This window comes from Erythrobacter sp. 3-20A1M, from assembly GCF_018636735.1.
Lineage (GTDB): Bacteria > Pseudomonadota > Alphaproteobacteria > Sphingomonadales > Sphingomonadaceae > Alteriqipengyuania.
Genome location: NZ_CP045200.1, coordinates 2,347,057 through 2,368,557, shown reverse-complemented (window position 1 = coordinate 2,368,557; position 21,501 = coordinate 2,347,057). Strand labels below are relative to the sequence as shown.

Annotated in this window: 14 protein-coding genes and 1 pseudogene; 10 read left to right on the top strand and 5 right to left on the bottom strand. The window is 67.1% G+C overall.

Annotated elements, in window-relative coordinates; genetic code table 11:
* Positions 1-63 precede the first annotated feature (63 nt).
* Together F7D01_RS11600 and F7D01_RS11595 are read left to right on the top strand one after the other, a co-directional pair.
* On the top strand, positions 64-2,121 hold the full coding sequence (locus F7D01_RS11600) for a prolyl oligopeptidase family serine peptidase (RefSeq protein WP_251566794.1): 2,058 nt from the start codon (positions 64-66) through the stop codon (positions 2,119-2,121).
* Positions 2,118-3,974: an amidohydrolase family protein gene (locus tag F7D01_RS11595; protein WP_215227704.1), complete on the top strand. Its 1,857-nt coding sequence runs from the start codon at positions 2,118-2,120 to the stop codon at positions 3,972-3,974. Before F7D01_RS11600 ends, F7D01_RS11595 begins: the two co-directional genes overlap by 4 nt.
* A gap of 4 nt (positions 3,975-3,978) precedes the next feature.
* Here the strand turns inward: F7D01_RS11595 and F7D01_RS11590 are convergent, their stop codons facing one another.
* On the bottom strand, positions 3,979-4,860 hold the full coding sequence (locus F7D01_RS11590; RefSeq protein ID WP_215227703.1) for an N-acetylmuramic acid 6-phosphate etherase: 882 nt from the start codon (positions 4,858-4,860) through the stop codon (positions 3,979-3,981).
* A 92-nt stretch (positions 4,861-4,952) separates the two neighbouring features.
* Between F7D01_RS11590 and F7D01_RS11585 the strand changes: the two genes are divergently transcribed.
* Positions 4,953-5,972: an SIS domain-containing protein gene (locus F7D01_RS11585; protein ID WP_251566792.1), complete on the top strand. Its 1,020-nt coding sequence runs from the start codon at positions 4,953-4,955 to the stop codon at positions 5,970-5,972.
* On the top strand, positions 5,969-7,117 hold the full coding sequence (nagA, locus tag F7D01_RS11580; RefSeq protein WP_215227702.1) for an N-acetylglucosamine-6-phosphate deacetylase: 1,149 nt from the start codon (positions 5,969-5,971) through the stop codon (positions 7,115-7,117). The genes F7D01_RS11585 and nagA overlap by 4 nt, the downstream gene beginning before the upstream one ends.
* Here nagA and F7D01_RS11575 read toward each other — a convergent pair.
* Positions 7,102-7,968 carry a BadF/BadG/BcrA/BcrD ATPase family protein gene (locus tag F7D01_RS11575; RefSeq protein WP_215227701.1) on the bottom strand — a complete coding sequence of 289 codons (867 nt, stop codon included), beginning with the start codon at positions 7,966-7,968 and terminating at the stop codon, positions 7,102-7,104. The two genes, nagA and F7D01_RS11575, sit on opposite strands and share 16 nt — an antisense overlap.
* Positions 7,969-8,129: 161 nt before the next feature.
* On the opposite strand from F7D01_RS11575, the gene F7D01_RS11570 reads away from it, so the two are divergent.
* Entirely contained in the window at positions 8,130-9,623 is a 1,494-nt protein-coding gene (locus tag F7D01_RS11570) for a D-alanyl-D-alanine carboxypeptidase/D-alanyl-D-alanine-endopeptidase (protein WP_215227700.1), read from the top strand.
* 2 nt (positions 9,624-9,625) lie between these two features.
* On the opposite strand, the gene F7D01_RS15580 is transcribed toward F7D01_RS11570, so the two are convergent.
* Together F7D01_RS15580 and F7D01_RS11565 are read right to left on the bottom strand one after the other, a co-directional pair.
* The gene (locus tag F7D01_RS15580) at positions 9,626-9,865 is read right to left on the bottom strand and encodes a penicillin acylase family protein (RefSeq protein WP_371819600.1); all 240 of its coding nucleotides are present in this window, start codon (positions 9,863-9,865) and stop codon (positions 9,626-9,628) included.
* A gap of 125 nt (positions 9,866-9,990) precedes the next feature.
* Positions 9,991-12,012, bottom strand: a pseudogene (locus F7D01_RS11565) (penicillin acylase family protein); the annotation flags it as partial.
* Between the two features lie 555 nt (positions 12,013-12,567).
* Between F7D01_RS11565 and F7D01_RS11560 the strand changes: the two are divergent.
* Complete coding sequence (locus F7D01_RS11560; protein WP_251566790.1) at positions 12,568-15,399, top strand: TonB-dependent siderophore receptor; 2,832 nt, start codon at positions 12,568-12,570, stop codon at positions 15,397-15,399.
* A 63-nt stretch (positions 15,400-15,462) separates the two neighbouring features.
* Here F7D01_RS11560 and F7D01_RS11555 read toward each other — a convergent pair whose 3' ends face one another.
* Complete coding sequence (locus F7D01_RS11555) at positions 15,463-17,070, bottom strand: amidohydrolase family protein (RefSeq protein WP_251566788.1); 1,608 nt, start codon at positions 17,068-17,070, stop codon at positions 15,463-15,465.
* Positions 17,071-17,243: 173 nt separating this feature from the next.
* Between F7D01_RS11555 and F7D01_RS11550 the strand changes: the two genes are divergently transcribed.
* The 4 genes from F7D01_RS11550 (at position 17,244) to F7D01_RS11535 (ending at position 21,498) form a co-directional block, all read left to right on the top strand.
* Positions 17,244-18,128, top strand: a complete 885-nt coding sequence (locus tag F7D01_RS11550; protein ID WP_215227698.1) for a LysR family transcriptional regulator — start codon at positions 17,244-17,246, stop codon at positions 18,126-18,128.
* Between the two features lie 90 nt (positions 18,129-18,218).
* On the top strand, positions 18,219-19,241 hold the full coding sequence (gene dgcN, locus F7D01_RS11545; protein ID WP_215227697.1) for an N-acetyltransferase DgcN: 1,023 nt from the start codon (positions 18,219-18,221) through the stop codon (positions 19,239-19,241).
* The gene (dgcA, locus tag F7D01_RS11540; protein ID WP_215227696.1) at positions 19,241-20,245 is read left to right on the top strand and encodes an N-acetyl-D-Glu racemase DgcA; all 1,005 of its coding nucleotides are present in this window, start codon (positions 19,241-19,243) and stop codon (positions 20,243-20,245) included. Before dgcN ends, dgcA begins: the two co-directional genes overlap by 1 nt.
* Positions 20,246-20,256: 11 nt before the next feature.
* Positions 20,257-21,498: a dicarboxylate/amino acid:cation symporter gene (locus F7D01_RS11535; RefSeq protein WP_371819599.1), complete on the top strand. Its 1,242-nt coding sequence runs from the start codon at positions 20,257-20,259 to the stop codon at positions 21,496-21,498.
* Positions 21,499-21,501 lie beyond the last annotated feature (3 nt).

The window sequence follows — 21,501 nt, the reverse complement described above, 5'->3', positions numbered from 1 at the left end:
GTTGGCATGCGGCGGGATCGCTGCGCTTGTCACGAACCTATGGAGCGCCCTAGGCAAGCCGTCATGCGATCGCTTTTCCTTGTCCTGACGGCGCTACTCCTGTCGCCCGGCCCTGCACTGGCGCAGGTCGATGTGCCGGATCGAGCAGCGAACGCCCAGAGCGCCGATCTGCTGGCGGAACGACTTGCCATACCCTTCGCCTCGGGGCTCGTCGGCGCGGAGCTGGCACCGGTCTTCGCGTGGGTGGAAAATACGCGCGGCGTGCGCAACGTGATGGTCGCGCGCGCAGGGGAAGCGCCGCGCCAGGTGACCGATTATCGCGAAGACGACGGGATCGAGATTTACGGCCTGGCATTGTCGCCGGACGGAACGCGGCTCGCTTTCGTGCGCGGCGGCGATGCATCCTTTCCCGACGACGGCCTGCCCAACACCGCCCAACGCGTCGAGGCACCGAACCAGACCGTGTTCTTCGCGGACCTCTCTTCCGTTTCACCGCCGAGCCCGATGGGGCAGGGTCACGATCCGGTATTTTCCCCCGATGGGCGCAAGTTGCTGTTCACCCGCGCCGGGTCGATCATGGTCCGGGCGGGCGAGGAAGACGCGCGGCGGATCGCCGATCTGCGCGGCAACGCAGGCGATTTCAGCTGGTCGCCCGACGGATCGAAGGTCCTGTTCCTCGAATCGCGCTCCGGCCACAGCGTCGTCGGCGTGATCGACGTGGCGCAAAGCAACCTGCGCTATCTGGGCGCGACGCTCGGCTATTCGAGCGACCCGGTATTTTCGCCCGACGGTGGTTCGGTCGCCTTCATCCAGTTCCGCGATCCGCCCGCCCGCTTCGCCGACAGCCGCAAATCCTTCTGGTCGGTGCGCGTCGCCGACATCGCGACCGGAGCGGTTCGCATTGCATGGTCCGCGCCCGAAGGCGACGGCGGTCAATATTACGGCACACGCGGGCGCAACCTGTTCTGGACCGCGTCCGGCCATCTCCTGTTTCCGTACGAAGGCAGCGGCTGGCTCCATGTCTTGGCGGTGCCCGCGGCGGGCGGCCCAGCGCGCGACCTGACGCCGGATGCAAACGAGGTCGAGAATTTCGTGCCCACCCCGGATGGGCACGGCGTGATCTATTCCGCGAACCCCGGCAATCTCGACAGCCGCACCCTGTGGCAAGCCGATATCGCGAGCGGACAGACAAAGCGCCTTACCGGCGACGGGCAGTACGCCTTCTTCCCCACCTATGGTGGCGAGCGGCTGGCCGCGACGGTGACCGACGCCCGGTCCCCTGCGCACATGGTTCTCGTCGAGGGAATGGAGCCGCTCGGCCGCAAGCCGACGATCGCGGGCTATCCCGCACCGGAAAACGTCACCTTCACGGCGGAGGACGGTACGGTTGTGCATGGCCAATATTTCCGGGGCGTGGGTAACGGAGCGCGACCGGCCCTGATCTTCGCCCACGGGGGCCCGCGGCGGCAAATGGTCGCCGCCTTCCACCCGTATTTCTATTACCACAATACCTATATCCGGAATCAGGAATTCGCAGCGGCGGGCTACGATGTCCTGTCGGTCAATTACCGCAGTGGCACCAATTACGGACGCGCCTTCCGCGAAGCGCCCGGCACCGGGCGCGATGGAGCGTCGGAATATCGCGACATCGTGGCAGGCGCGCGGTGGCTCGCGGCGCGGCCCGGCGTCGATCCAGCGCGGATCGGCATCTGGGGCGGAAGCTGGGGCGGCTATCTCACCGCCCTCGCCCTCGCGCGCGACAGCGACCTGTTCGCCGCGGGCGTCGACCTGCACGGGGTGCATGCCATGGTGCGCTCGGTCCCCGACTCCTATGCGCCGGACGAGGTGCTCGCCATTCAACGCCTGCAATGGGACAGCTCGCCGATGGGCGCGATCGATGAATGGCGTTCCCCCGTCCTGATCGTCCATGGAGACGACGATCGCAATGTCGACTATCGCCAGTCGCTGCTGCTGGCGCGCGAACTCACCGCGCGCGGCGTCCCTTTCGAGGAACTGGCGCTGCCGAACGAACGCCACGATTTCTTCCGTTACGCCAGCTGGCTGACCGCGCTCGAAGCGTCGGGCGATTTCTTCGAGCGCAAGCTAGAACCGTCCCGATGATCCGCGCCCTGTTCGCCCTGATCGCGGCGCTGGTAATCGGCGTCACCGTGTTGCCCGCCGACGCGCGGCAGGACGACGTGACGCTGATCCGCGACGCGCGTATCTTCGATGCCACGGGCACACCCGCGTTTCGCGGCGACGTCCTGATCCGCGGCGGCACGATCGCGCAGGTCGCCCCGCACATTCGGCGTCCGCGCGGCGCGCGTGTGGTCGATGCGAAGGGCCGGACGCTGATACCCGGCCTGCACGATCTCCACACCCATCTACGCTCGCCCGCCTATTCCGCGCCGGAGGACATGGCGAAGGCCTGGGCGGCCTACCTCGTCAACGGCGTCACCACGGTGAACGATTATTCGCTGTCCGCCGAAATGCTCGAGCCGATCCGCGCGATGACGAGCGGACCGGACGCGATCTGGGCACCGCATCTCAACCTTGCGGTCCGCGCGGGCGTGCCGGGCGGACACGGCACCGAATACGGCTGGGGCGACTTCTTCACGATGAAGGCTGCAAGCCCACGCGCCGCGCATTTGATCATGGATCGCGCCCTGCCCTATCGGCCCGACGTGGTGAAGGTTTTCGCCGATGGCTGGCGCTACAATCGCGGGCCCGACCTCAATTCCATGAACACCGAAACCCTCGCCGCGATCGTTTCCGATGCCCATGCGCGCGGCACGCCGGTGGTGACGCATACGGTGACGCTGGAGGGCGCGAAGGTTGCCGCTGCGGCGGGCGTCGACGCGGTCGTGCACGGGATCGGGGATAGGCCGGCCGACCGGGAAGTGATCGACCTGATGCGCAAACAGGGCACGGCCTATGTTTCGACGCTGGTCGTCTACGAGCCAAGCGATGTCCGCACCATTTCGGACGCGGAAGAAGCGGTGCTCTCCTCTCCGGAACGCGCGCGCGAAGCGGCGCGGGCCGCGCGCGGCAATCGCGTCGTCGATGCCGAAGTGTCCAGCCGATGGGGCGTTCTGAAAGCCAATCTGCGGACGATGCACGACGCCGGCATTCCGATAGGCGTCGGAACCGATGCGGGGATCAGCGGCGTCTATCACGGCAGTTCCACGATCCGTGAGATCGGCTGGCTGGTCCAGCTCGGCTTCACCCCCGCCGAGGCGCTGATCGCGGCCACCCGCACCAGCGCGCAGATCATGGGACAGGGTGACGATCACGGCACAATCGAGGTCGGCAAGCGCGCCGATCTCGTGCTGGTCGACGGGCGACCGGACGAGGACATCACCGACCTCTGGAAAGTGGCGCGGGTGTGGAAAGCGGGCCGCGAAGTGCCGTTGGTGCAGCTGCGCGCCCGGCGCGACGATCCGGCGATGACGCCGCTGCCGACGGTCCGCATGCCCGGCCCGATCCTCACCGGCGCGCGCGCGGACGGGCGAACCGATCTCGACACCCTGCCGGTCGATTCGACCGATGCGGGCAACGACCACAGCGATATCGCGTTCGTCCATCGCCACGGCCCCACGGGCGACCATCCGATCTTCAGCCTGGCGACGTTCGGTGCCAGCGCGAAGCCTTTTGCACAGCTCGTTCTGCCTCTGACGAAGGGCGCGGTTCTGCCCGCCGATGCCAGCCGGTTCACGGGCATAGAGTTCACCGCGCGGGGTGCCGGGACCTACCGCCTGCGCCTCGAAAGCTATGGCCTGAACGGGCGGGACTGGTTCCGGACCGATTTCACTGCGGGGGCCGAGGAGCAGACAATCCACCTGCCCTTCGCTGCGTTCGCCACGAGCGGCGAGGCGCAACTCGATCTCGAACGCCTGCGGGCGCTCCGCTTCGAATTGACCGGCGAGCCTGGCGGGCGTGCCTGGCTGGAGCTGAGCGATGTGCGGTTCTACTGAGCGGCTAGCCGCGCAGCCGCTCGACCATGGCGTCGAACGGTTCGCCCGTTTCCAGCGAGCGCCGGGCCGCTTCGCGATCGTGTCCGAGCGCCACCAGCACGGCGACGCGAATATCGCCCTCGGCGATCGCCAGGGCATGCTTCGCGCGATCCGCATCGACGCCCGCGACCCGTTCGATCATCGCGATCGCCCGGCCTTCCAGCTTGGCGTTGCTGATGCGCATGTTCACCATCAGTCCGCGATACACCAGGCCGAGCTTCAGCATGATCGCGGTAGAGAGCGCGTTCAGCGCCGCTTTCTGAGCGGTGCCCGCACCCAACCGGGTCGATCCCGCGACCGCTTCCGCTCCGGTATCGAGCAGGATCGCGTGCTCGCCTGCCTGCAGCAGGGCGCTGCCGGGATTGTTTGCGACGGCGATGGTCAGCGCTCCGCGCTCGCGCGCTTCCCGCACGGCACCGATCGTGAAGGGAGTGCGTCCGCTCGCCGCCAGGCCGATCAGGACGTCCGCCACGCCCAATCCGGCCTCACTTACCGCGGTACGTCCCGCACCCTCGTCGTCTTCAGCCCCTTCCACCGCGCGCATCATCGCATCGGGTCCACCGGCGAGGAAGAAGGCGAGCCGATCCTCCGGCCAGCCGAATGTGGGCCTCAGCTCCACCCCGTCCTGCACGCCGATCCGGCCCGATGTGCCCGCGCCCGCATAGGCGATCCGGCCGCTCGCCCCCAGTCTCGCCGCCGCAGCCGATGCAGCATCTGCGATCGCCCCGTCCACCCGCGCGACGGCGGCCACGGCCCTGCCCTGCCCGGCAAGGATCGCGGCAACCGCGCGCTCCAGCGGCCAGCGGTCGATTTCCTGCAGTTCGGGATCGATGCTCTCTGTGCTCATCCCGGCGGCGTATCGCGTACCGTTGCGCATTGCCAAGCTGTATCGACACCGCTGCCCTATAGGACGCGGCTATGACCCTGAGGGATTTTTCAATGTCGCAAATGCTTATCGAAGCGGCGGAAGCGCCCGAACGGATCGCGCTCCAGCGAGACAAAAACCGGGACGTACGGCGGGCGGCGGCACAGCGCATTCGCACGCTCGATCCGCCATTCGCAATCACGATCGCACGGGGATCCTCGGACCATGCCGCCAGCTTCGCCAAATATCTGTTCGAAACGCGTCTGCGCATACCGGTGCTCAGCCAGGCCCCTTCGCTCGCAACGCTTTTCGAGGCGACTTCGCCAAAACTGAACGGCACGCTAGCGATCGCGATCTCGCAATCCGGACGGAGCCCCGATCTGATCGAGACCGCTGCCGCCGCCAGCGCAGCAGGCGCTCTCGTGGTCGCGCTCGTAAACGACGAGACTTCGCCTCTGGCACAGCAGGCCGATATCCTCCTGCCCCTGCATGCGGGCGAGGAGAAGAGCGTTGCGGCGACGAAGAGCTACATCGCCTCGCTGGTCGCGATCGCCGACCTCGTCGCCGAATTGCAGTCCGACGATCGGCTTGAGCGGGCGCTCGACGAGCTTGCTCCGGTCCTGCAACGCGCCTGGGACGCGGATTGGAGCGCCGCGCTGGAACCGCTGGCCCGGATCGAGCGCCTGCTGGTCCTCGGGCGCGGGTCGACCCTGCCGATCGCGGCCGAGGCGGCGCTCAAATTCAAGGAGGTCGCGCAAATCCAGGGCGAGGCATTCAGCAGTGCGGAAGTCGCCCACGGGCCGATGGCGCTGGTACGCGACGGCGACCCCGTTTTCGCCTTCGCGCCGAGCGATGCGGCTCGGGAAGGCTTTGCCGATCGGCTTGCCGCTCTGAAGGATCGAGGCGCGACCATCCTGTGCACCGGGAGCGAGGAGAGCGCGGTGCCCCTGCCGGTCGCCCGGTCTGGCGATCCGGCGGTGGATGCGATCGCGATGATCCAGAGCTTCTATCGTTTCGTGGAAGCGCTTGCCCGCACGCGCGGGCTCGATCCAGACAACCCCCCGCATCTTTCCAAAGTGACCCGCACGCGATGAGCGGAACCCGCCTTTCCGGTGCCCGAATCGTCGCGTCGGACCGCGTGCACGAAAACGCGGTCCTGACGATCGACGGTGGCTTCATCCACGAAATCTCTACCGATGGCGCGGGCTCCTTGGGCTCGCTGGATCTCGAAGGCGGCTATCTCTTGCCCGGCTTCATCGACACGCAGGTCAACGGCGGCGGTGGCGTGCTGTTCAACGACGCACCCACTGTCGAAACCATCGCCGCCATCGCCGATGCGCATCGCCGTTTCGGGACCACCGGCCTGCTGCCGACATTGATCAGCGACGATCTGGCGAAGATGCAGTGCGCGATCGGAGCGGTGGATGCGGCGATCGCAGCGGGTGTGCCGGGCATTCTGGGCATCCATATCGAAGGGCCGTTCATCCATTCCGAACGCCGCGGCATCCACGCCGAACGCTTCGTGCGTGCGCCAACCGACGACGAGCTCGAACTTCTAACGCGAAAGTCGAACGCCGTCCGGCTCGTCACGCTGGCCCCGGAAATGGTGCCCGCAAGAACCATCGCGCGGCTGCACGAGGCCGGGCTGCTGGTCGCGGCGGGCCACTCGACCGCCGATTACGCCGCGACGCGCCGTGCGCTGGAAGAAGGGCTCGACGGGTTCACGCATCTGTTCAACGCTATGACCCCGTTCGGATCGCGCGAGCCGGGCATGGTCGGGGCGGCGCTGGAAGACCGGACGAGCCGGTTCGGGATCATCGTGGACGGGCATCACGTCCATCCCGCCAGCCTGCGCGTCGCGCTCGCCGCGCGCGGCCTGGAAGGGGCCATGCTGGTAACAGACGCGATGCCGCCTGCGGGAACCGACATGTCGCGGTTCGATCTTCAGGGGCGTGCGATCGCGGTCGACAAAGGTAGCTTGCGCGGTGCCGACGGGACGCTAGCGGGCAGCGCGCTGACCATGGATGTGGCGTTTCGAAACGCCATCGACATGCTCGGCCTGTCGCTGTCCGACGCATCCCGCCTCGCCAGCGCCAATCCCGCAGGCTTCCTGCGGATGGACGCCCTGCGCGGTACGATAGCGCCCGGCATGGCCGCCGACCTCGTCCATCTCGACGACACGCTACGGGTTCGCCGCGTCTGGATCGGCGGGCGGCTGTTCGACTACAGCCGGCGATAGCCCGCCAGATACAGGGCGCCGTCGACCGGATCGCCTTCGGCCGGAACCAGCCGCGCCACGGTTCGCGCCTTCAGCCACGGCTGGATGCGCGGCGCGAGGCCGCCCGCCAGCGAGCAGCGCGGCGCACCGCGTTCGAAAATCGTTTCGATGAAGCGTTCGATATGCTGCGCGGCATCTTCGACGATCGAGCAGGCGATCTCGTCCCCTGCCTCCGCAAAGTCCATCACCAAGGGCGCGAAGCTGGCGTAGTCCGCGGGCTGCGCCGCATCCATCCAGGCGATGGCGCGGGGCGTCTCGTGCCCGAAGCGCTTCGTCACCGCGCTGCTGAGCGGCGTGGGCTTGGTCCGCCCGTCGAGCGCGCGCAGGGCATGCCGCATCGCGCTGAGGCCCAGCGCGGCGCCGCTGCCTTCGTCGGATATCGGAAACCCGTACCCGCCGATCGTGAAGCTCTTGCCGTCATGGAGGAGATGGGCCGAACTGCCGGTGCCGATGATCAGGATCGCCCCATCGGCTCCACCATGCGCGCCGAGATTGGCGATCACCCCGTCGGAGGCGAACGCGGTGGTCGCGTAGGGAAATTCCATCGCCTCGAGCGCGGCGCGCGCACCGGTGCGCGAAAACCCGGCGATTCCTGCGCCCATCGCCACATGGCCGATCTCGTCCGCGTCGAGCCCGGCCGTGGCGATTGCTTCCTGTCCCGCTTCGTCGAGCACGCCGCGAACGCTGTCGAGACCCATCCGCGTATTGCCCGGCCCGGCGGCACCCGAGCCGAGCACCGTTCCATCCGTGTCGATCAAGCGGGCGCGGGTGCGGCTGCCGCCGACATCGAAGCCGAGATAATATCGCACCATCGCCTGCCCTCCAGTTCGCATCGCAGTTACCCTCCCCTAGCCGCATGACCATGACGATGCGCGGAATGACGATAGGGCGGCCATTACCACAGGTTATGGACTAGCGCGCAAGGCCGCAGGAAGATGCTGTTGCGGCGGCGTTCACGCGCTAAGCATCGCTGATGCGTTTCATCCTCGCCTGCACGCTCGCCCTGTCCCTGCCCATGCCGGCCATGGCGCAGCAGACCTCGCCCTCGCCCCCAGCCACTGCGTCGACTGCGGTACCCGACTCGCTTGCGGGTTCGATACAGGCGATCCTGTCCGAAGCGCCCGCGGGGACACGCTATGGCCTGGTTGTCCAACGGCCCGATGGAACCGAGATCCTGGCCATCGCGCCGGATGCGCGGTTCATGCCCGCGTCCAATACCAAGATCTACACCACTCTCGCCGCCTACCGGAACCTGCTTGCCCTGCAACAAGCGGCGGAGGGAACCGGCGTGCGTCTCGAACCCGCGAAGCGCGGAAGCTTCGATATCGTACTGGAAGGGCGCGGCGAGGCGACCCTGTCGAGCGCACCCGATTGCCAGGTCCAGTGCCTCGCCACGCTCGCCGACGCGGTGGCAGCGCGCACGCGGCGGGTCCACGACGTCATCGGCGATGCGACCTGGTATCCCGACGAGCGCTGGAGCGCGGGGATGAGCTGGAACAACATTCCGTTTCGCTATGGCACCGCCACCGCCGCGCTGCTGGTGGACGATAACGAATTCGCTCTCTCGGTAATGCCCGGCAGTGTCGGCGCTCCGGCCAGGATCGAGAGCGATGGCTATTACCGCATCGACAACCGGACGCGGACGGTCGCGGGGTCGGATAACGCGCTCGATATCCGCCGCCTGCCCGGCAGCGACACGCTGGTGGTGGACGGAACGCTCGGCCAGGATGCAGAACCCGAACAGTACCGCCTCGGCGTGGACGATCCCGCGCGCCGCGCCGCCTGGCGGTTCGCTCGCCTGCTGGAAGCACGCGGCGTCGTTGTTTCGGGAGAAATCGCCGGGCGCTATCGCCCGCTATCGCCGGACGACGATCCCGAAAACCGCGGGGGAATGCCCGCTACCCACGCACCGCCCGAAACGATGTTCTCGCAATTGCCGCCCGAGGCGCTGGCTGCGGACATGGTCACGATCAACAAGCAGAGTCAGAACCTGCATGCCGAATTGATGCTGCGCCGGGTCGCGAAGCTGCAGGGCAGCGGGTCGATCGCGGACGCCCAGCTGGCGCTGGCGGATATGATGACCGCCGCGGGCCAGCCTCGCGATGGCTTCGTGCTGGCCGACGGGTCGGGCATGTCCAGCTACAACCGGGTCAGCCCGCGCGTCACCGCACGCCTGCTCGCCTGGGCGGCTGGCGAGGATTGGGGGAAGAACTGGCGCGCGACGCTTCCTGTCGGCGGCGTGGACGGGACTCTTGCACGGCGCTTCGCCGGAACCCCGCTCGACGGGCGCATCTTCGCCAAGACCGGCTCGCTCAACGCATCGCGCGCGCTTTCGGGATATATGGTGGCGGCAAGCGGCGAATTACTGGTCTTCTCCGCCTTTGCCAACGACATCCCGCCCGGCGGCGAAGGCGCGGCCATAGGCGCCATGGATGCCGCGCTTCTGGCGGTCGCCGCCGCGAACTGATCTCAGTGCGGTGAAAGCGTGAAGCGCTTCACCGCCGCCTCGTCCACCGCGGCGCGGCTGAAGGACCATTCGACCATCTCGCCCGCGAGCCAGGGCGCATAGAAATCGCGGTAATGGGGCGAGGCGGGATCGGCCGATTGGCCGGGCAGCAGCAGGAAGCGCGTCCGGTCCCAATTCCCGACATCGGCGGCGAAGAGGAAGCTGGCGCCGTGCCGCACGGAATAGCCCCCGCCCGCACGCATCCCGCGCGCCATGACCGTGGTGCCGTCTCCGCCCGAACGACCACTTCGATCGGCGGGAAGTCCGAAGCGATGGCGGCGATGTCCGACAAGGGATGCGCGATGTTCACACGATGCAGATCACCCCAGCACCATTGCGAGGGATCGGGCCCGACCAGTTCGACCGCCTTTGCCCACCCATCGACCAGCGCGCCCTCGATCAGCGTTCTTCTCGTTTCGGCCGGATCGCTGCCCAGTCGCGGATCGAGCGTGGTGAGTGCGGTCAGCATCGCGTCCAGATTGACGCGCGAGATCAGATCCTGCGCCTCGGGAGGAATGATCGCTGCGTGGAACCGCTCCGACAGCGCCGCGATCACCATTTCGTAAAGCAGGGCCGCCCCGCTGTCCGCGCCGAGATGGCCGTCCCACCCCGAGAGCATCGCCGCCGCTTCGCGTGCTTCCGGCGAAGGATTTTCCGGCAGGAGGGCGATCAGCTCGGTGGCGGGAATGGCGAGCGTGTCGTGGAGCAGCGCCTCGCTGTCGTCGAGCGAATGGATGTCCTGTTCGCCCAGCACCTGATAGATCCGGTCCTGCCGGAACGGGTCGGACCAGGTGAAGCTCAAGATCCGTTCGGCGAAAGGATAATCCGCCGGCAGGTTCATGGCATTGGCGGATGCGATCAGGCCGGATGCCGGATTGAACAGGCTGGGCATGTCGTCCACGCTCAGTATCCCGGTCCAGTCGAAGGATCCGTCGCCGGGCGCGGGAAACAGACCGTCATGGCGCTGCCGCACCGGCGCGAACCCGATCGCGTGCCAGCCGGTATTTCCCTCGATATCGGCGTAATGCAGATTGGTGGGGGATACGTGCAGGCGGAACGCCTCGCGCAGACCGTCCCACCCCTTCGCCAGATTGATTGCCACGATGGCGAAGCGCATATTGGCGCCGGGCAGCATGCTCGTCGTGGCGAAGGCGATCGCGCGGTTCCGCTCCCGGTCCTGCGCGATCACGGGGCGACCATCGGCATAACGCAGAGTGACCTGCTCTGCCGCCTGGCCCTCGACCTCGACCGTGTTCTCGACCACGTCGAAGGGCGTCCATTCGCCGTTATGGCGATAAAGGTCCGGATCGTCGGGATGGGTTTCCAGCACGAACAGGTCGGTCTGGTCGATGTGGAAGTTCGTGCGCCCGAAGGCGAACCGGTCGGTATGGCCCTGCATGATGCCGGGCAGGCCCGGATAGCCCGCGCCGATGATGTCGAGGCCCGGCGCGGTCAGGTGGACGATATGGCGGGGACTGAAGCCGCCGATCGCCAGATGGGGATCGTTGGCCAGGATCGGGCGTCCGGTGGGCGTGTGCGATCCCGAGACGGTCCACGCATTGCTGCCCTGCGCGGCGAGGTCGATCCGCCGCCCTTCGCGATCGAGCGCGCTGTCGATCCGGGCGACAAGCGCCGGTTCGATGGCGGGCGGGCGATCGTGATCGCCCAGGATGCCCAGATCGTCGCGGCTCACCGCCGCGCAGTCGAGGCCTTCGGGAACGGTAAAATCCCAGTCGAAGCGCAGCGGTTCGCGCCAGTGTTCCAAATCGATCAGTCCGCGCGCGGCCAGCATGGCGCGGCGAATTTCCTCGTCGGCATCGTCGCTGCCCGCACCGCGGCGCAGCACGCAGTCGGCTAGCGACCAGCGCAGCGGCGCGATGCCGAGGATCGCGTATTCGCGCGGCGCCAGTTCGGGCCGCGCCGCGATCTCGTCGATCCGCGCATTGATCCCGGCGCAATACCCGCGCACGCAATCCACCACATCAGGCGGGATGGAGGCCAGTTCGGCATCGAGGTCGCCGCGAAAATGGAAGAGGCGCGCGGCGCGATCGGCGGGCACGAAGGATGGGCCAAACGCCTCCGCCATCCGCCCCATGTCCCGCCGCAGGTCGAGATCGAGCTGGAACAGGCGATCGCGTGCCACCAGATAGCCCTGCGCCCAATAGGCATCGTGGATCGAATTCGCGCGGACGTGCGGGATGCCGAAGCGATCTTCGAGAATCTCGATCCCGTCCCGCAGCCCCTTGCCCGGACGCCGGGAACCCGGTTTGAACTTCGCTGCAACCGCACCCGGCAGGTTCGTGAAAATGCCGAGGGCCGCAGAGGCGAGGAGGATCGCCCGCCGCGTCACTCGGGAAGACGCAAGTGAATTGTCAATCGAGCTGCTCCGCCTGCAAAAGGACTAGGCCCGATCCTAGAAGGGGAGCGGGACGACATGCATATCGTTGTGCCCGCCTGCCATAACCTGGGGCTATCTCGCACCGGGTGGCTCGCCCTGGCTCCTTCCAGCCTATACCCTGCGTTTATACACTACTACACAGGTCAATCACGTCATCATATTGACGCGAACGCGGCTGCCGGTAGTTTCGATCCTGCGGGGAAAGGCACAAACCAAAAATAATTAGCCGTTTTCACGCAAGAGGCGCGCAAGTTCATAACACGGACGGAGATCGATCCGCCGATTATGAACGATCGTGAAACCAGGTCCGGGCGAACCGGCCTTGGCATTCGAGGGAAGAGGGCCGGTCCTGCTTCGTAGCGTCGCAACCCTAACGGTTGGTCCACGCGGCAGCATCGATCGGCCCGATGAATTATGAGGGCTTTACCGATGAACTCTTCTTTGCGGACTCGTACGCTTTCCGCCTTTTCGCGCTCCTGTTTCGCGCGGCGCAACGCGCTCGCCAGTGTGGCGGCGATCGGCCTTCTGGCATCTCCGGCTGCGGCACAGACCGTCGCTACCGATGACGACGAGGACCCGGTCACGCGTACCGTCGATTCGGTCGAGCGGCCTTCGACAGAGATCATCGTCACCGGGTCGCGCGTCGCGCGCCTCGGCTTCGACAGCCCGACGCCGCTGACGGTCATCAGCACCGAACAGATCCAGTCGGAAGCGCCGACCAACAATCTGTTCGACCTCGTGAACCAGCTTCCCTCGGTCGCGGGCAGTTCGCAGCTGTCGAACTCGCGCTTGAACATCAGCTCGGGCATTTCGGGCATCAACACGATCAACCTGCGCAACTTGGGGCTGGAGCGTACGCTCGTCCTGCTCGACGGGCGGCGCACGGTGCCCTCGACCGTACAGGGGTACGTCGACGTCAACACCTTCCCCCAGCAGCTGATAAGCCGGGTCGAGGTCGTGACCGGCGGTGCCTCGGCCGCCTACGGCTCCGATGCGGATGCGGGCGTGGTCAACTTCATCCTCGACAAGCGCTACCAGGGCCTGAAACTGAGCGCCAACACCGGCATCACCGACGAGGGCGACGGCTTCACCTGGCAGGTCAGCGCTGCGGGCGGCACCTCCTTCGCCGAAGGACGCGGACACCTGCTCCTCAGCGGACAGCTGTCGCACCAGGACGGCATCTTCTCGGTCGACCGCGACTGGAACTTCGGCGTGCCGCAGATCATCGGCAACCCCGATTACACCGCGACGAACGGCCAGCCGCAGTTCCTCGTGGTCGGCCCCGGCAACCGCAACAATTCGGCACCGGGCGGCATCATCAACGCCTCGCGCGGCGGCACGCCCAACAGCCTGAGAGGGATCTATTTCGGTCCGGGCGGGTCGATCAATCGCTACGACTACGGCACCTATCCCAACGCCGGCACCATCACGATCGGCGGCGATTACCTGGTGGACGACACCAACCGCCGCATCGGCCTGGGCGCGGAGGAAGACCGCCGCAACGTCTTCGGTCGCCTCAGCTTCGATGTGACGCCATGGGCGACCGCTTTCGTAGAGGCGTCGTACAACTGGCAGGAAACCCTCTTCAACGCGGGTCCGCAGTTTTTCACGAGCACGTCGTCGGGGCCGCTGGCGAACATTCCGCGGGACAACGCGTATCTGCAGCAGGCGCTCGGCTCGCTTCTGCCTGCCGACGTGACCTCGGTCGCCATCGGCACAACGCTGTCCGACGTACCCTTCCGCAAGCTCAACAACACGCGCGACGTGCAGCGCTATGTCGGCGGGTTCGAGGGTTCGTTCGACATCGCCGGCAAGCCCGCGATCTGGGACGCCTACGTTCAGTACGGCGAGACGAACTCGCACGAACAGCTGCGCGACATCATCAAGAATACCGAGTTCGCCAATGCGGTGGATGCGGTGTTCGCGCCCGCCGGTAACGCGGCGGGCGTGGCCGCGGGTACGATCGTCTGCCGCAGCACGCTGACCAACCCCGGCAACGGATGCATTCCGCTCAACGTGTTCGGCCAGGGCGTCGCGAACCCCGCTTCGTTCGACTACTTCCTCGGCGATCCCTATCGCGACCAGAAGCTCCAGCAGACGGTGGCGGGCGTGAACCTATCGTTCACCCCGTTCACCCTGTGGGCGGGCGACGTCAGCCTCGCGGTCGGCGGCGAGTACCGCAAGGAGGAAGTGTCCGGCTCCGTCCCCGAAGAATTCCAGGGCGGGTTCCAGGTCGGCAACTATGTGCCCACCTTCGGCGACTACAACGTCAAGGAAGCCTATCTCGAAACGGTCGTACCGCTGGGTCTCGGCATTACCTTCAACGGTGCCGTACGCGCGACCGATTACTCGACGTCCGGCTATGTCACGACCTACAAGGTCGGCGCGACGTGGCAGCCGATCGACGACATCAGGCTGCGCGGCACCTATTCGCGCGACATCCGTGCGCCCAACCTCAACGAGCTGTTCCAGGCGGGCAGCTCCAACACCAGCACGTTGGAGAACGGCCAAAGCTACCGCGCTGTGCTGTCGGGCAACCTCGATCTGGAGCCGGAAATCAGCAAGTCGCTGACCGGCGGCGTGGTGCTCACCCCGCGGTTCATCCCCGGGCTGATGGCGTCGATCGACTATTACAAGGTCAAGATCGACGGCGCGATCGGGGCCTACGGCGCGCAGGCGGTCTTCGACCGCTGTCAGGAAGGGGTGCAGCAGTTCTGCAACGCCTACGGCCCGGATCCCGATGGGGTGCGCGACCTGTTCTTCCGCGCCAGCTTCTTCAACTTCAACGTCGTGAAGAACGAAGGCATCGATTTCGACGTGTCGTACCGCGTGCCGCTGTACGATCTGCTGAGCATGCCGGACAGCTCGCTGTCGTTCCGCGCGGTCGCGACGCACTATCTCGAAAGCATCACCGACGACGGGATCAGCGAACCGATCAGCTCGCTCGGCACCCTGTCGGGCAGCGGGCCGCCCGACTGGCTCTACCGTGGCTCGATCTCGCTGCAGACACCGGATTTCGGCCTGACCGCGGTCGGTCGGGGCGTGAGCAGCGGGCGCTATTCGGCCACCCGCTTCGGATGCACCGCTTCGTGCCCGGCAACGACCCCGACGGCGCGCACCACCAGCGACAACAGCATCGACGGGGTGTTCTACGTGGACCTCAACGCCACGGCCAAGATCGCGGAAACGATGGGCGGGGATGCGGAGGTGTTCATCCACATCACCAACCTGTTCGATGCCGATCCGATCATCCTGCCCGAAACCGGGCTGGCTGCGAACAGCACGTATAGCGACCTGCTGGGCCGCTCGTTCCGTGTCGGCGTCCGGCTCGAATTCTAAGGTCGGCGTAAAGGGTGAAGAAAAGGCTCGCTCGCGGTTCGCGCCGCGGGCGAGCCTTTTGCTTTAGGGGCAGTTTTCCGGTTGGGGCCGCAGCAGCACCCGTCCCGCCGCCTCGCCGGTAATTTGGCTGTGCTCTACCGCCGACCGGCCGTTCACGAACAGCGCCTCGACCCCGACGCTCAGCTCGCGCGGATCGAGATAGGTCGCACGCGGCGCGAACTTCGCGGGATCGAACACCAGGACATCGGCGAAATACCCCTGCTTCAGATAGCCCCGCTCCGCGATGCGGTAGATATCCGCGACCTGGCCGGTCGACTGGCGGATGAACCGCGCGAGGTCGATCGTCCCCCGCTCGCGCACATAGGTCCGGTATTTCTCCGGATAGGTGGCGAACATGCGCGGGTGGCCGAGCGACCCGTCGGACGATGTGACGACCCAGGGTTGCTGCATCAGCAGCTCGACATCCTCCGGTGCCATGTTGAACGATGCGACCTCGGTCCCACTGCCCCCCTCGCGCACGACCTGCGCGATGATCGCCAGCGCGGTGTCGACCGGGTCGGAGCCCTGCACCGCCGCGTATTGGGCCAGGGTGCGACCGGTCCAGGGGCGCGCGGGCGCGGTCAGCAACAGGGATTTCGCCCCGCCCCTGCGCCGCAGGTTCTCCTCCATTTCGTTGCGGATCCGTGCCGCCGTCTCCGGCTCGGCGAGTCGCGCCAGAAGCGCGCTGCCGCCGCCATCGACCGCCCAGCGCGGCAGGAGCGACGCATCGAGACTCGATCCCGAAGCGAGCCAGGGATACTGGTCGGCGGTCACGTCGACGCCGCGCGCGCGCGCGGCGTCGATCAGCGCGATCAGCTCCGGCGCCTTGCCCTGCACATCCACGCCCAGCGCCTTGATATGCGCGAAATGGACCGGCGCGCCTGCTTCCTCGCCGATCCGGATCGCCTCGCGGCTCGAGTCCATCAATCCGATCGTGTACGAGGATTCGTCGCGCTGGTGCGTGTCGTAGAGCCCGCCGCGGCTCCCCGCCTCGCGCGCAAGGGCAATCACCTCTTCCGTGCTCGCGAAACTTTGCGGGGCGTAGAACAGGCCGGTCGAGAATCCCGTCGCGCCCGCGCACATCGCGCCTACCACCATGTCCTTCATCCGGGCGAGTTCGGCCTCGTCCGGCGCGCGCGCGGCATCGCCCAATACGCGGCTGCGCACGGCACCGAACCCGACGAAGGGCACGACGTTGGTGCCTATCCCCGAGGCGGCGAGCTTGCGCGCGTCCTCGGCGACATCGGGCGTGCCGCCGCCATCGACGCCGATCACGACCGTGCTCGCCCCCTGGGCCAGCCACGCCGCGTTCACGCGCTCGGCCGGATCGTCGGAGCGCAGAAAGATGTCCGCATGGGTGTGGGGATCGATGAAGCCGGGCGCGACGATCATGCCGCCCGCTTCGATCACCCGTGTCGCCGCGAAGGACCTAGGCGGCCCCACATAGGCAATCCGATCGCCCGCGATCGCGACGTCGCCGGTGAAGGGCGCATCCTCGCTACCGTCGTAAACCGTGCCGCCCTTGATCACGACATCGACCGGTGGAGGAGCGGTGGTGGCACAGGCCCCCAGCGCCAGCGAACATGCGAGCGCCATGAGCGAAGTCAGGCTCCGGTTGTTGGGTGGGGACATGGGCAAAGCTCCTCCTCGCGCGCGGCATGCGGCCCGCATCGGAATGATACGGGGTATCCGCGCACGACAGGCATTTACGATCGCCGCCGATCCGTCCACCCCTTTGCCATCCCGCGCCTGCCGGGCGTATAACCCCGGCGAATGCGTGTCCGCCCAAGGAGGTCGTCCAGCCGATGAATCTGCGCCAGATCGAAGTCTTCCACGCCGTGTTTCTTCACGGCACGGTCAGCGCCGCGGCGCGCGCGCTCAACGTCTCGCAGCCCAGCGTAACCAAGGTGCTGCGGCACGCGGAAAAGTCGCTCGGGCTGGACCTGTTCGAGCGCACCAAGGGCCGGTTGATCCCCACCGAGGATGCCCGCACCCTGTTCGGCGAGGTATCGGATATCCAGGACCGCGTGCGCTCGCTGCGCCAGGCCTGCCAGAACCTGCGCCAGGGCGAAGGCAGCCTGCTGCGCATTTCCGCCCTACCCTCGCTCGGCCTCGGCGCGCTGCCCGAAGCGGTAGCGCAGTTCACGGCGAAGCGCGGCGAAATCCGCTTCGACCTCCAGACGCTCCATCACGACGAGATCGTGCGCAAACTCTACGAGCGCGAGACCGATATCGCGATCAGTTTCGAGGTTCCCCCGGCCGCCCCGGTCGCCCACCAGGTGATTGGGGAGGGCGAGCTGGTGGTGCTGTTCCGGCCCGAGGACCTGCCCGATGCCCCATCGCGCCTGCACCTCGCCGATCTGGTGGGCCGGGATTTCATCAGCCCGATCCAGAACGGCCCGATCGGGGAATCGCTACGCAGCGAGCTCGAACGGCTCGACGTGACCCTGACCGAGAGTGCCTCCTCCCGGACCTATTACATCGCGGCGGCGCTGGTGCGGGCGGGCCTCGGCATGGCGATCGTGGACAATTTCACGGCTGAATCGTCGCTCGCAGCGGGGCTTGCCAGCCGCCCCCTGCAACCCGCGCTCACCTTCAACATCAATGCGGTCTATCTGCAAACCCGACCTCCGTCGCGCGCGGGCGCGGACTTCCTCGATCTGCTCGCGGACGTGATCGACGCGGTATAGCCGGACGCTATGCCTGCGGTGTCATGCACAAGCTGGGTAAGCCGCCTCCGGACGGTTAGGATCACGTTCCCTTAGGCTTTCGAGCAACTTATGATCGCGACACCCTATCTTCTGTATCTCGGCAATGCGACCGATCCCTACGCCATCAAGACCGCGCGCGGCCTGGCGATCTTCCGACCGGAAAGCTGCGTCGGCGAATTCCGTACCGATCGCTGCACGTTGACGCTCGACCTGCCGCGCATGGGCTTCGCAGAAGCCGCAGCGGCCGGTGCGCGGACCATGGTGCTTGGCATGGTCAATGCGGGGGGCACGCTCGACCGGGATATAGTCGAGGATGCGATCGCGGCGATGGAGGCCGGCCTCGACATCGCATCCGGCCTGCACCGGCGATTGAAGGACGAGCCGCGACTGGTGGAGGCGGCGGAGCGCACCGGACGCCAGCTCCACGACGTGCGCCACCCGCCTGCGGACCTCGTGGTGGGATCGGGCGAGCCGAGGGTGGGCAACCGGCTGCTGACGGTCGGCACCGATTGCTCGTCCGGCAAGATGTACACGACCCTGGCGCTGCAACGCGGGATGGAGGCGCGCGGCGTCGCCTGCGATTTTCGTGCGACCGGGCAGACGGGTATACTGGTGGCGGGCGCGGGCGTCCCGCTGGACGCCGTGGTGGCGGACTTCATCTCGGGCGCGATCGAACAACTTGCACCTGCCCGGCACGACGATGGCTGGGATCTGATCGAGGGCCAGGGATCGCTGTTCCATCCTTCCTTCGCAGGGGTTTCGACGGGGTTGCTGCACGGTGCCCAACCGGCCGCATTGGTGATGTGCCACGATCCCACGCGGCGGGTGATGCGCGGGCTGACCCGCCGCGCCCCGCCCGCTCTCGGCGAATGTATCGCGGCCAACCTGGCGACCGCGCGGCTGACCAGCCCCGACGTGCGAATGATCGGCATCGCGCTCAACACCTCCAGCCTCGATGCCAACGAAGCGCTGGCGCTGTGCCTGCGCTTGCAGGACGAACACGACCTGCCGTGCATCGATCCGCATCGCATGGGCGTGGAGCCGATCCTCGACGCGCTGCTCGGGCCGATGGAAGGGGCCGAGCGGGCCTGATGGCGACACCGCCGCGCACCCTTTCCGCTCGCCACGAGAGCCTCCCGCTCGCCCGGCCATTCCGCATCTCGCGCGGGGTCAAAACCGCGGCGGACGTGGTGACGGTCGCCATCGCGCAGGACGGTGCCGTGGGGCGCGGCGAGGGCGTGCCCTATCCGCGTTACGGCGAAAGCGTGGCGAGCGCGCTCGCGGCGATCGAAGCGCAGCGTTCTGCGATCGAGGCCGGGGTCGGTCGGGAGGAGCTGCTGGACCTCATGCCCGCCGGCGCCGCGCGCAATTCGGTGGACTGCGCGCTCTGGGATCTCGAAGCGCAGTTGGCGGGAAAGAGCGTTTTCGCGGAGCTCGGCCTCGCCGAACCGCTCCCACCGATCCCCACCGCCCTCACGGTCGGCCTCGACACGCCCGACGCGATGGGCGCGGCAGCGCGCGATCTGGCCGATGCGGTGCTGATAAAGGTCAAGGTCGATGCCAGCGATCCCGCCGCACAATTGCGCGCCGTGCGCGAAGCGGCCCCGCATCCGCGCCTGATCGTCGATCCCAACGAAAGCTGGTCGATGCGGGAGATGGAGAAATTGCAGGACCTGATGGTCGAATTGCGTGTCGACCTGCTCGAACAACCGCTTCCTGCGGGAGAGGACAGGGGTCTCGATGGTTTCCGCTCGCGCATTCCGATCGCCGCCGACGAATCAATCCACACCGCTGCCGATCTCGACGGTTTGCCGAGCGGGTACGCCGTCGCCAATGTGAAGCTCGACAAGTCGGGCGGGCTCACCGCGGCGCTGGAGCTGGCGCACGGAGCGCGCGAACGCGGGCTCGGCCTCATGACCGGGTGCATGGTCAGCTCGTCGCTCTCGATCGCCCCTGCCCTGGCGCTGGCTGCGGATAGCGCGTTCGTCGATCTGGACGGCCCGCTCTGGCTGGCCGAAGATCGCCCGGACGGTGTCTCGCTGGCAGACGGCATGCTGCGTGCGCCTCGTGCCGGATTCTGGGGCGCGTCAGGGTAGGAGGGATGAGCATGGGGGGATGGTTGCGGCGATGGCAGGCGATGGCGCTGTGGCGCCGCGTGCTGGTCGGCCTGATCGCCGGGATCGCCTTCGGCCTGCTCGCTCCCTCGGCGACCGCCTATACCGCCTTTCTCGGCGATCTGTTCGTGCGGCTGATCCGCATGCTGGTGGTGCCGATCGTCTTCATCAGCATCGCGTCGGGCGTCACCGCGCTCGCCGATCCGCGCAGACTGGGCGCGGTCGGCGGCCGCACGGTCGCCCTGTTCGCCTTCACCACCGCCTGCGCGGTCATGATCGGGATGGCCATGGGCCTGCTGATCGAGCCGGGCGCGGGCGCAGCGATCGGTAATGGCGAGGCATACCAATTGGGCGAACCCGTGCCGGTTTACGACCAGCTGATGGGGATCGTGCCGGTCAACGTGGTCGAGGCGCTGGTCTCTGGCGACATGCTCGCGATCATCTTCTTCTCCATCGCCTTCGGTTTCGCCACCGTGCTGGCGGGCGAGGAAGGACGGCCGGTCGCCGTGCTGCTGCAATCGGCCGCACGAATCCTGTTCCGCCTCGTCGCGCTGGTGATGGAATTCACGCCGTACGGGGTCTTCTCCCTGATCGCGGTGGCGGTGGCGCAGAACGGCGTGGCGGTGTTTGCCAATATCGGCTGGCTGGCCCTGTGCGTGGTCATCGGCGTGATCGCGCAGATGGCGCTCGTTCACATGCCCTTGCTCGCCTTGGTCGCCAGGCGGCATATGGGCCGGTTCTACCGCGCCGCGGTGGACGCGCTCGCCGTGGCCTTCGCCACCGCATCCTCAGCGGCGACCTTGCCCGTCGCCCTGCGGATCGCGATCGACAAGATGCACATCGATCGCGGCGTCGCTTCGACCGTGCTTCCGATCGGTGCGAGCATCGGCAAGGACGGGACGGCGATGTATGTCGGGCTGCTCAGCGTCTTCAGCCTTCAGGCGCTGGGCGTGACACCCGATCTCCCCATGCTGGGCATCGTGCTGCTGACCGGATCGCTCGCCGCTTTCGGGACGGCCCCGATACCCTCGGCCTCGCTTTTCATGCTGGCGGCGGTGCTTGCCTCGGTCGGCGTCTCGACCGCACAGACCGCGCTCGTGATCGGCTTCGTCCTGCCGTTCGACCGCCTGCTCGACATGACGCGCACGGTAGCCAGCGCAAGCGCCAACCTGACCGTGACGGCGTCGGTCGCAAGATGGGACAGGGGCGGAACGCCAAAGACCGAAGAGGGTTAGCGC

What these genes read in the sequence shown, in the direction of transcription:
- nagA (WP_215227702.1), top strand. Translation starts at nt 5,969, where the DNA reads ATGAGCGGAACCCGCCTTTCCGGTGCCCGAATCGTCGCGTCGGACCGC.
- F7D01_RS11575 (WP_215227701.1), bottom strand. Translation starts at nt 7,968, where the DNA reads ATGGTGCGATATTATCTCGGCTTCGATGTCGGCGGCAGCCGCACCCGC.
- F7D01_RS11550 (WP_215227698.1), top strand. Translation starts at nt 17,244, where the DNA reads ATGAATCTGCGCCAGATCGAAGTCTTCCACGCCGTGTTTCTTCACGGC.
- F7D01_RS11595 (WP_215227704.1), top strand. Translation starts at nt 2,118, where the DNA reads ATGATCCGCGCCCTGTTCGCCCTGATCGCGGCGCTGGTAATCGGCGTC.
- dgcA (WP_215227696.1), top strand. Translation starts at nt 19,241, where the DNA reads ATGGCGACACCGCCGCGCACCCTTTCCGCTCGCCACGAGAGCCTCCCG.
- F7D01_RS11570 (WP_215227700.1), top strand. Translation starts at nt 8,130, where the DNA reads ATGCGTTTCATCCTCGCCTGCACGCTCGCCCTGTCCCTGCCCATGCCG.
- F7D01_RS11585 (WP_251566792.1), top strand. Translation starts at nt 4,953, where the DNA reads ATGTCGCAAATGCTTATCGAAGCGGCGGAAGCGCCCGAACGGATCGCG.
- F7D01_RS11600 (WP_251566794.1), top strand. Translation starts at nt 64, where the DNA reads ATGCGATCGCTTTTCCTTGTCCTGACGGCGCTACTCCTGTCGCCCGGC.
- dgcN (WP_215227697.1), top strand. Translation starts at nt 18,219, where the DNA reads ATGATCGCGACACCCTATCTTCTGTATCTCGGCAATGCGACCGATCCC.
- F7D01_RS15580 (WP_371819600.1), bottom strand. Translation starts at nt 9,865, where the DNA reads ATGCGTGCGGGCGGGGGCTATTCCGTGCGGCACGGCGCCAGCTTCCTC.
- F7D01_RS11590 (WP_215227703.1), bottom strand. Translation starts at nt 4,860, where the DNA reads ATGAGCACAGAGAGCATCGATCCCGAACTGCAGGAAATCGACCGCTGG.
- F7D01_RS11555 (WP_251566788.1), bottom strand. Translation starts at nt 17,070, where the DNA reads ATGTCCCCACCCAACAACCGGAGCCTGACTTCGCTCATGGCGCTCGCA.
- F7D01_RS11535 (WP_371819599.1), top strand. Translation starts at nt 20,257, where the DNA reads ATGGGGGGATGGTTGCGGCGATGGCAGGCGATGGCGCTGTGGCGCCGC.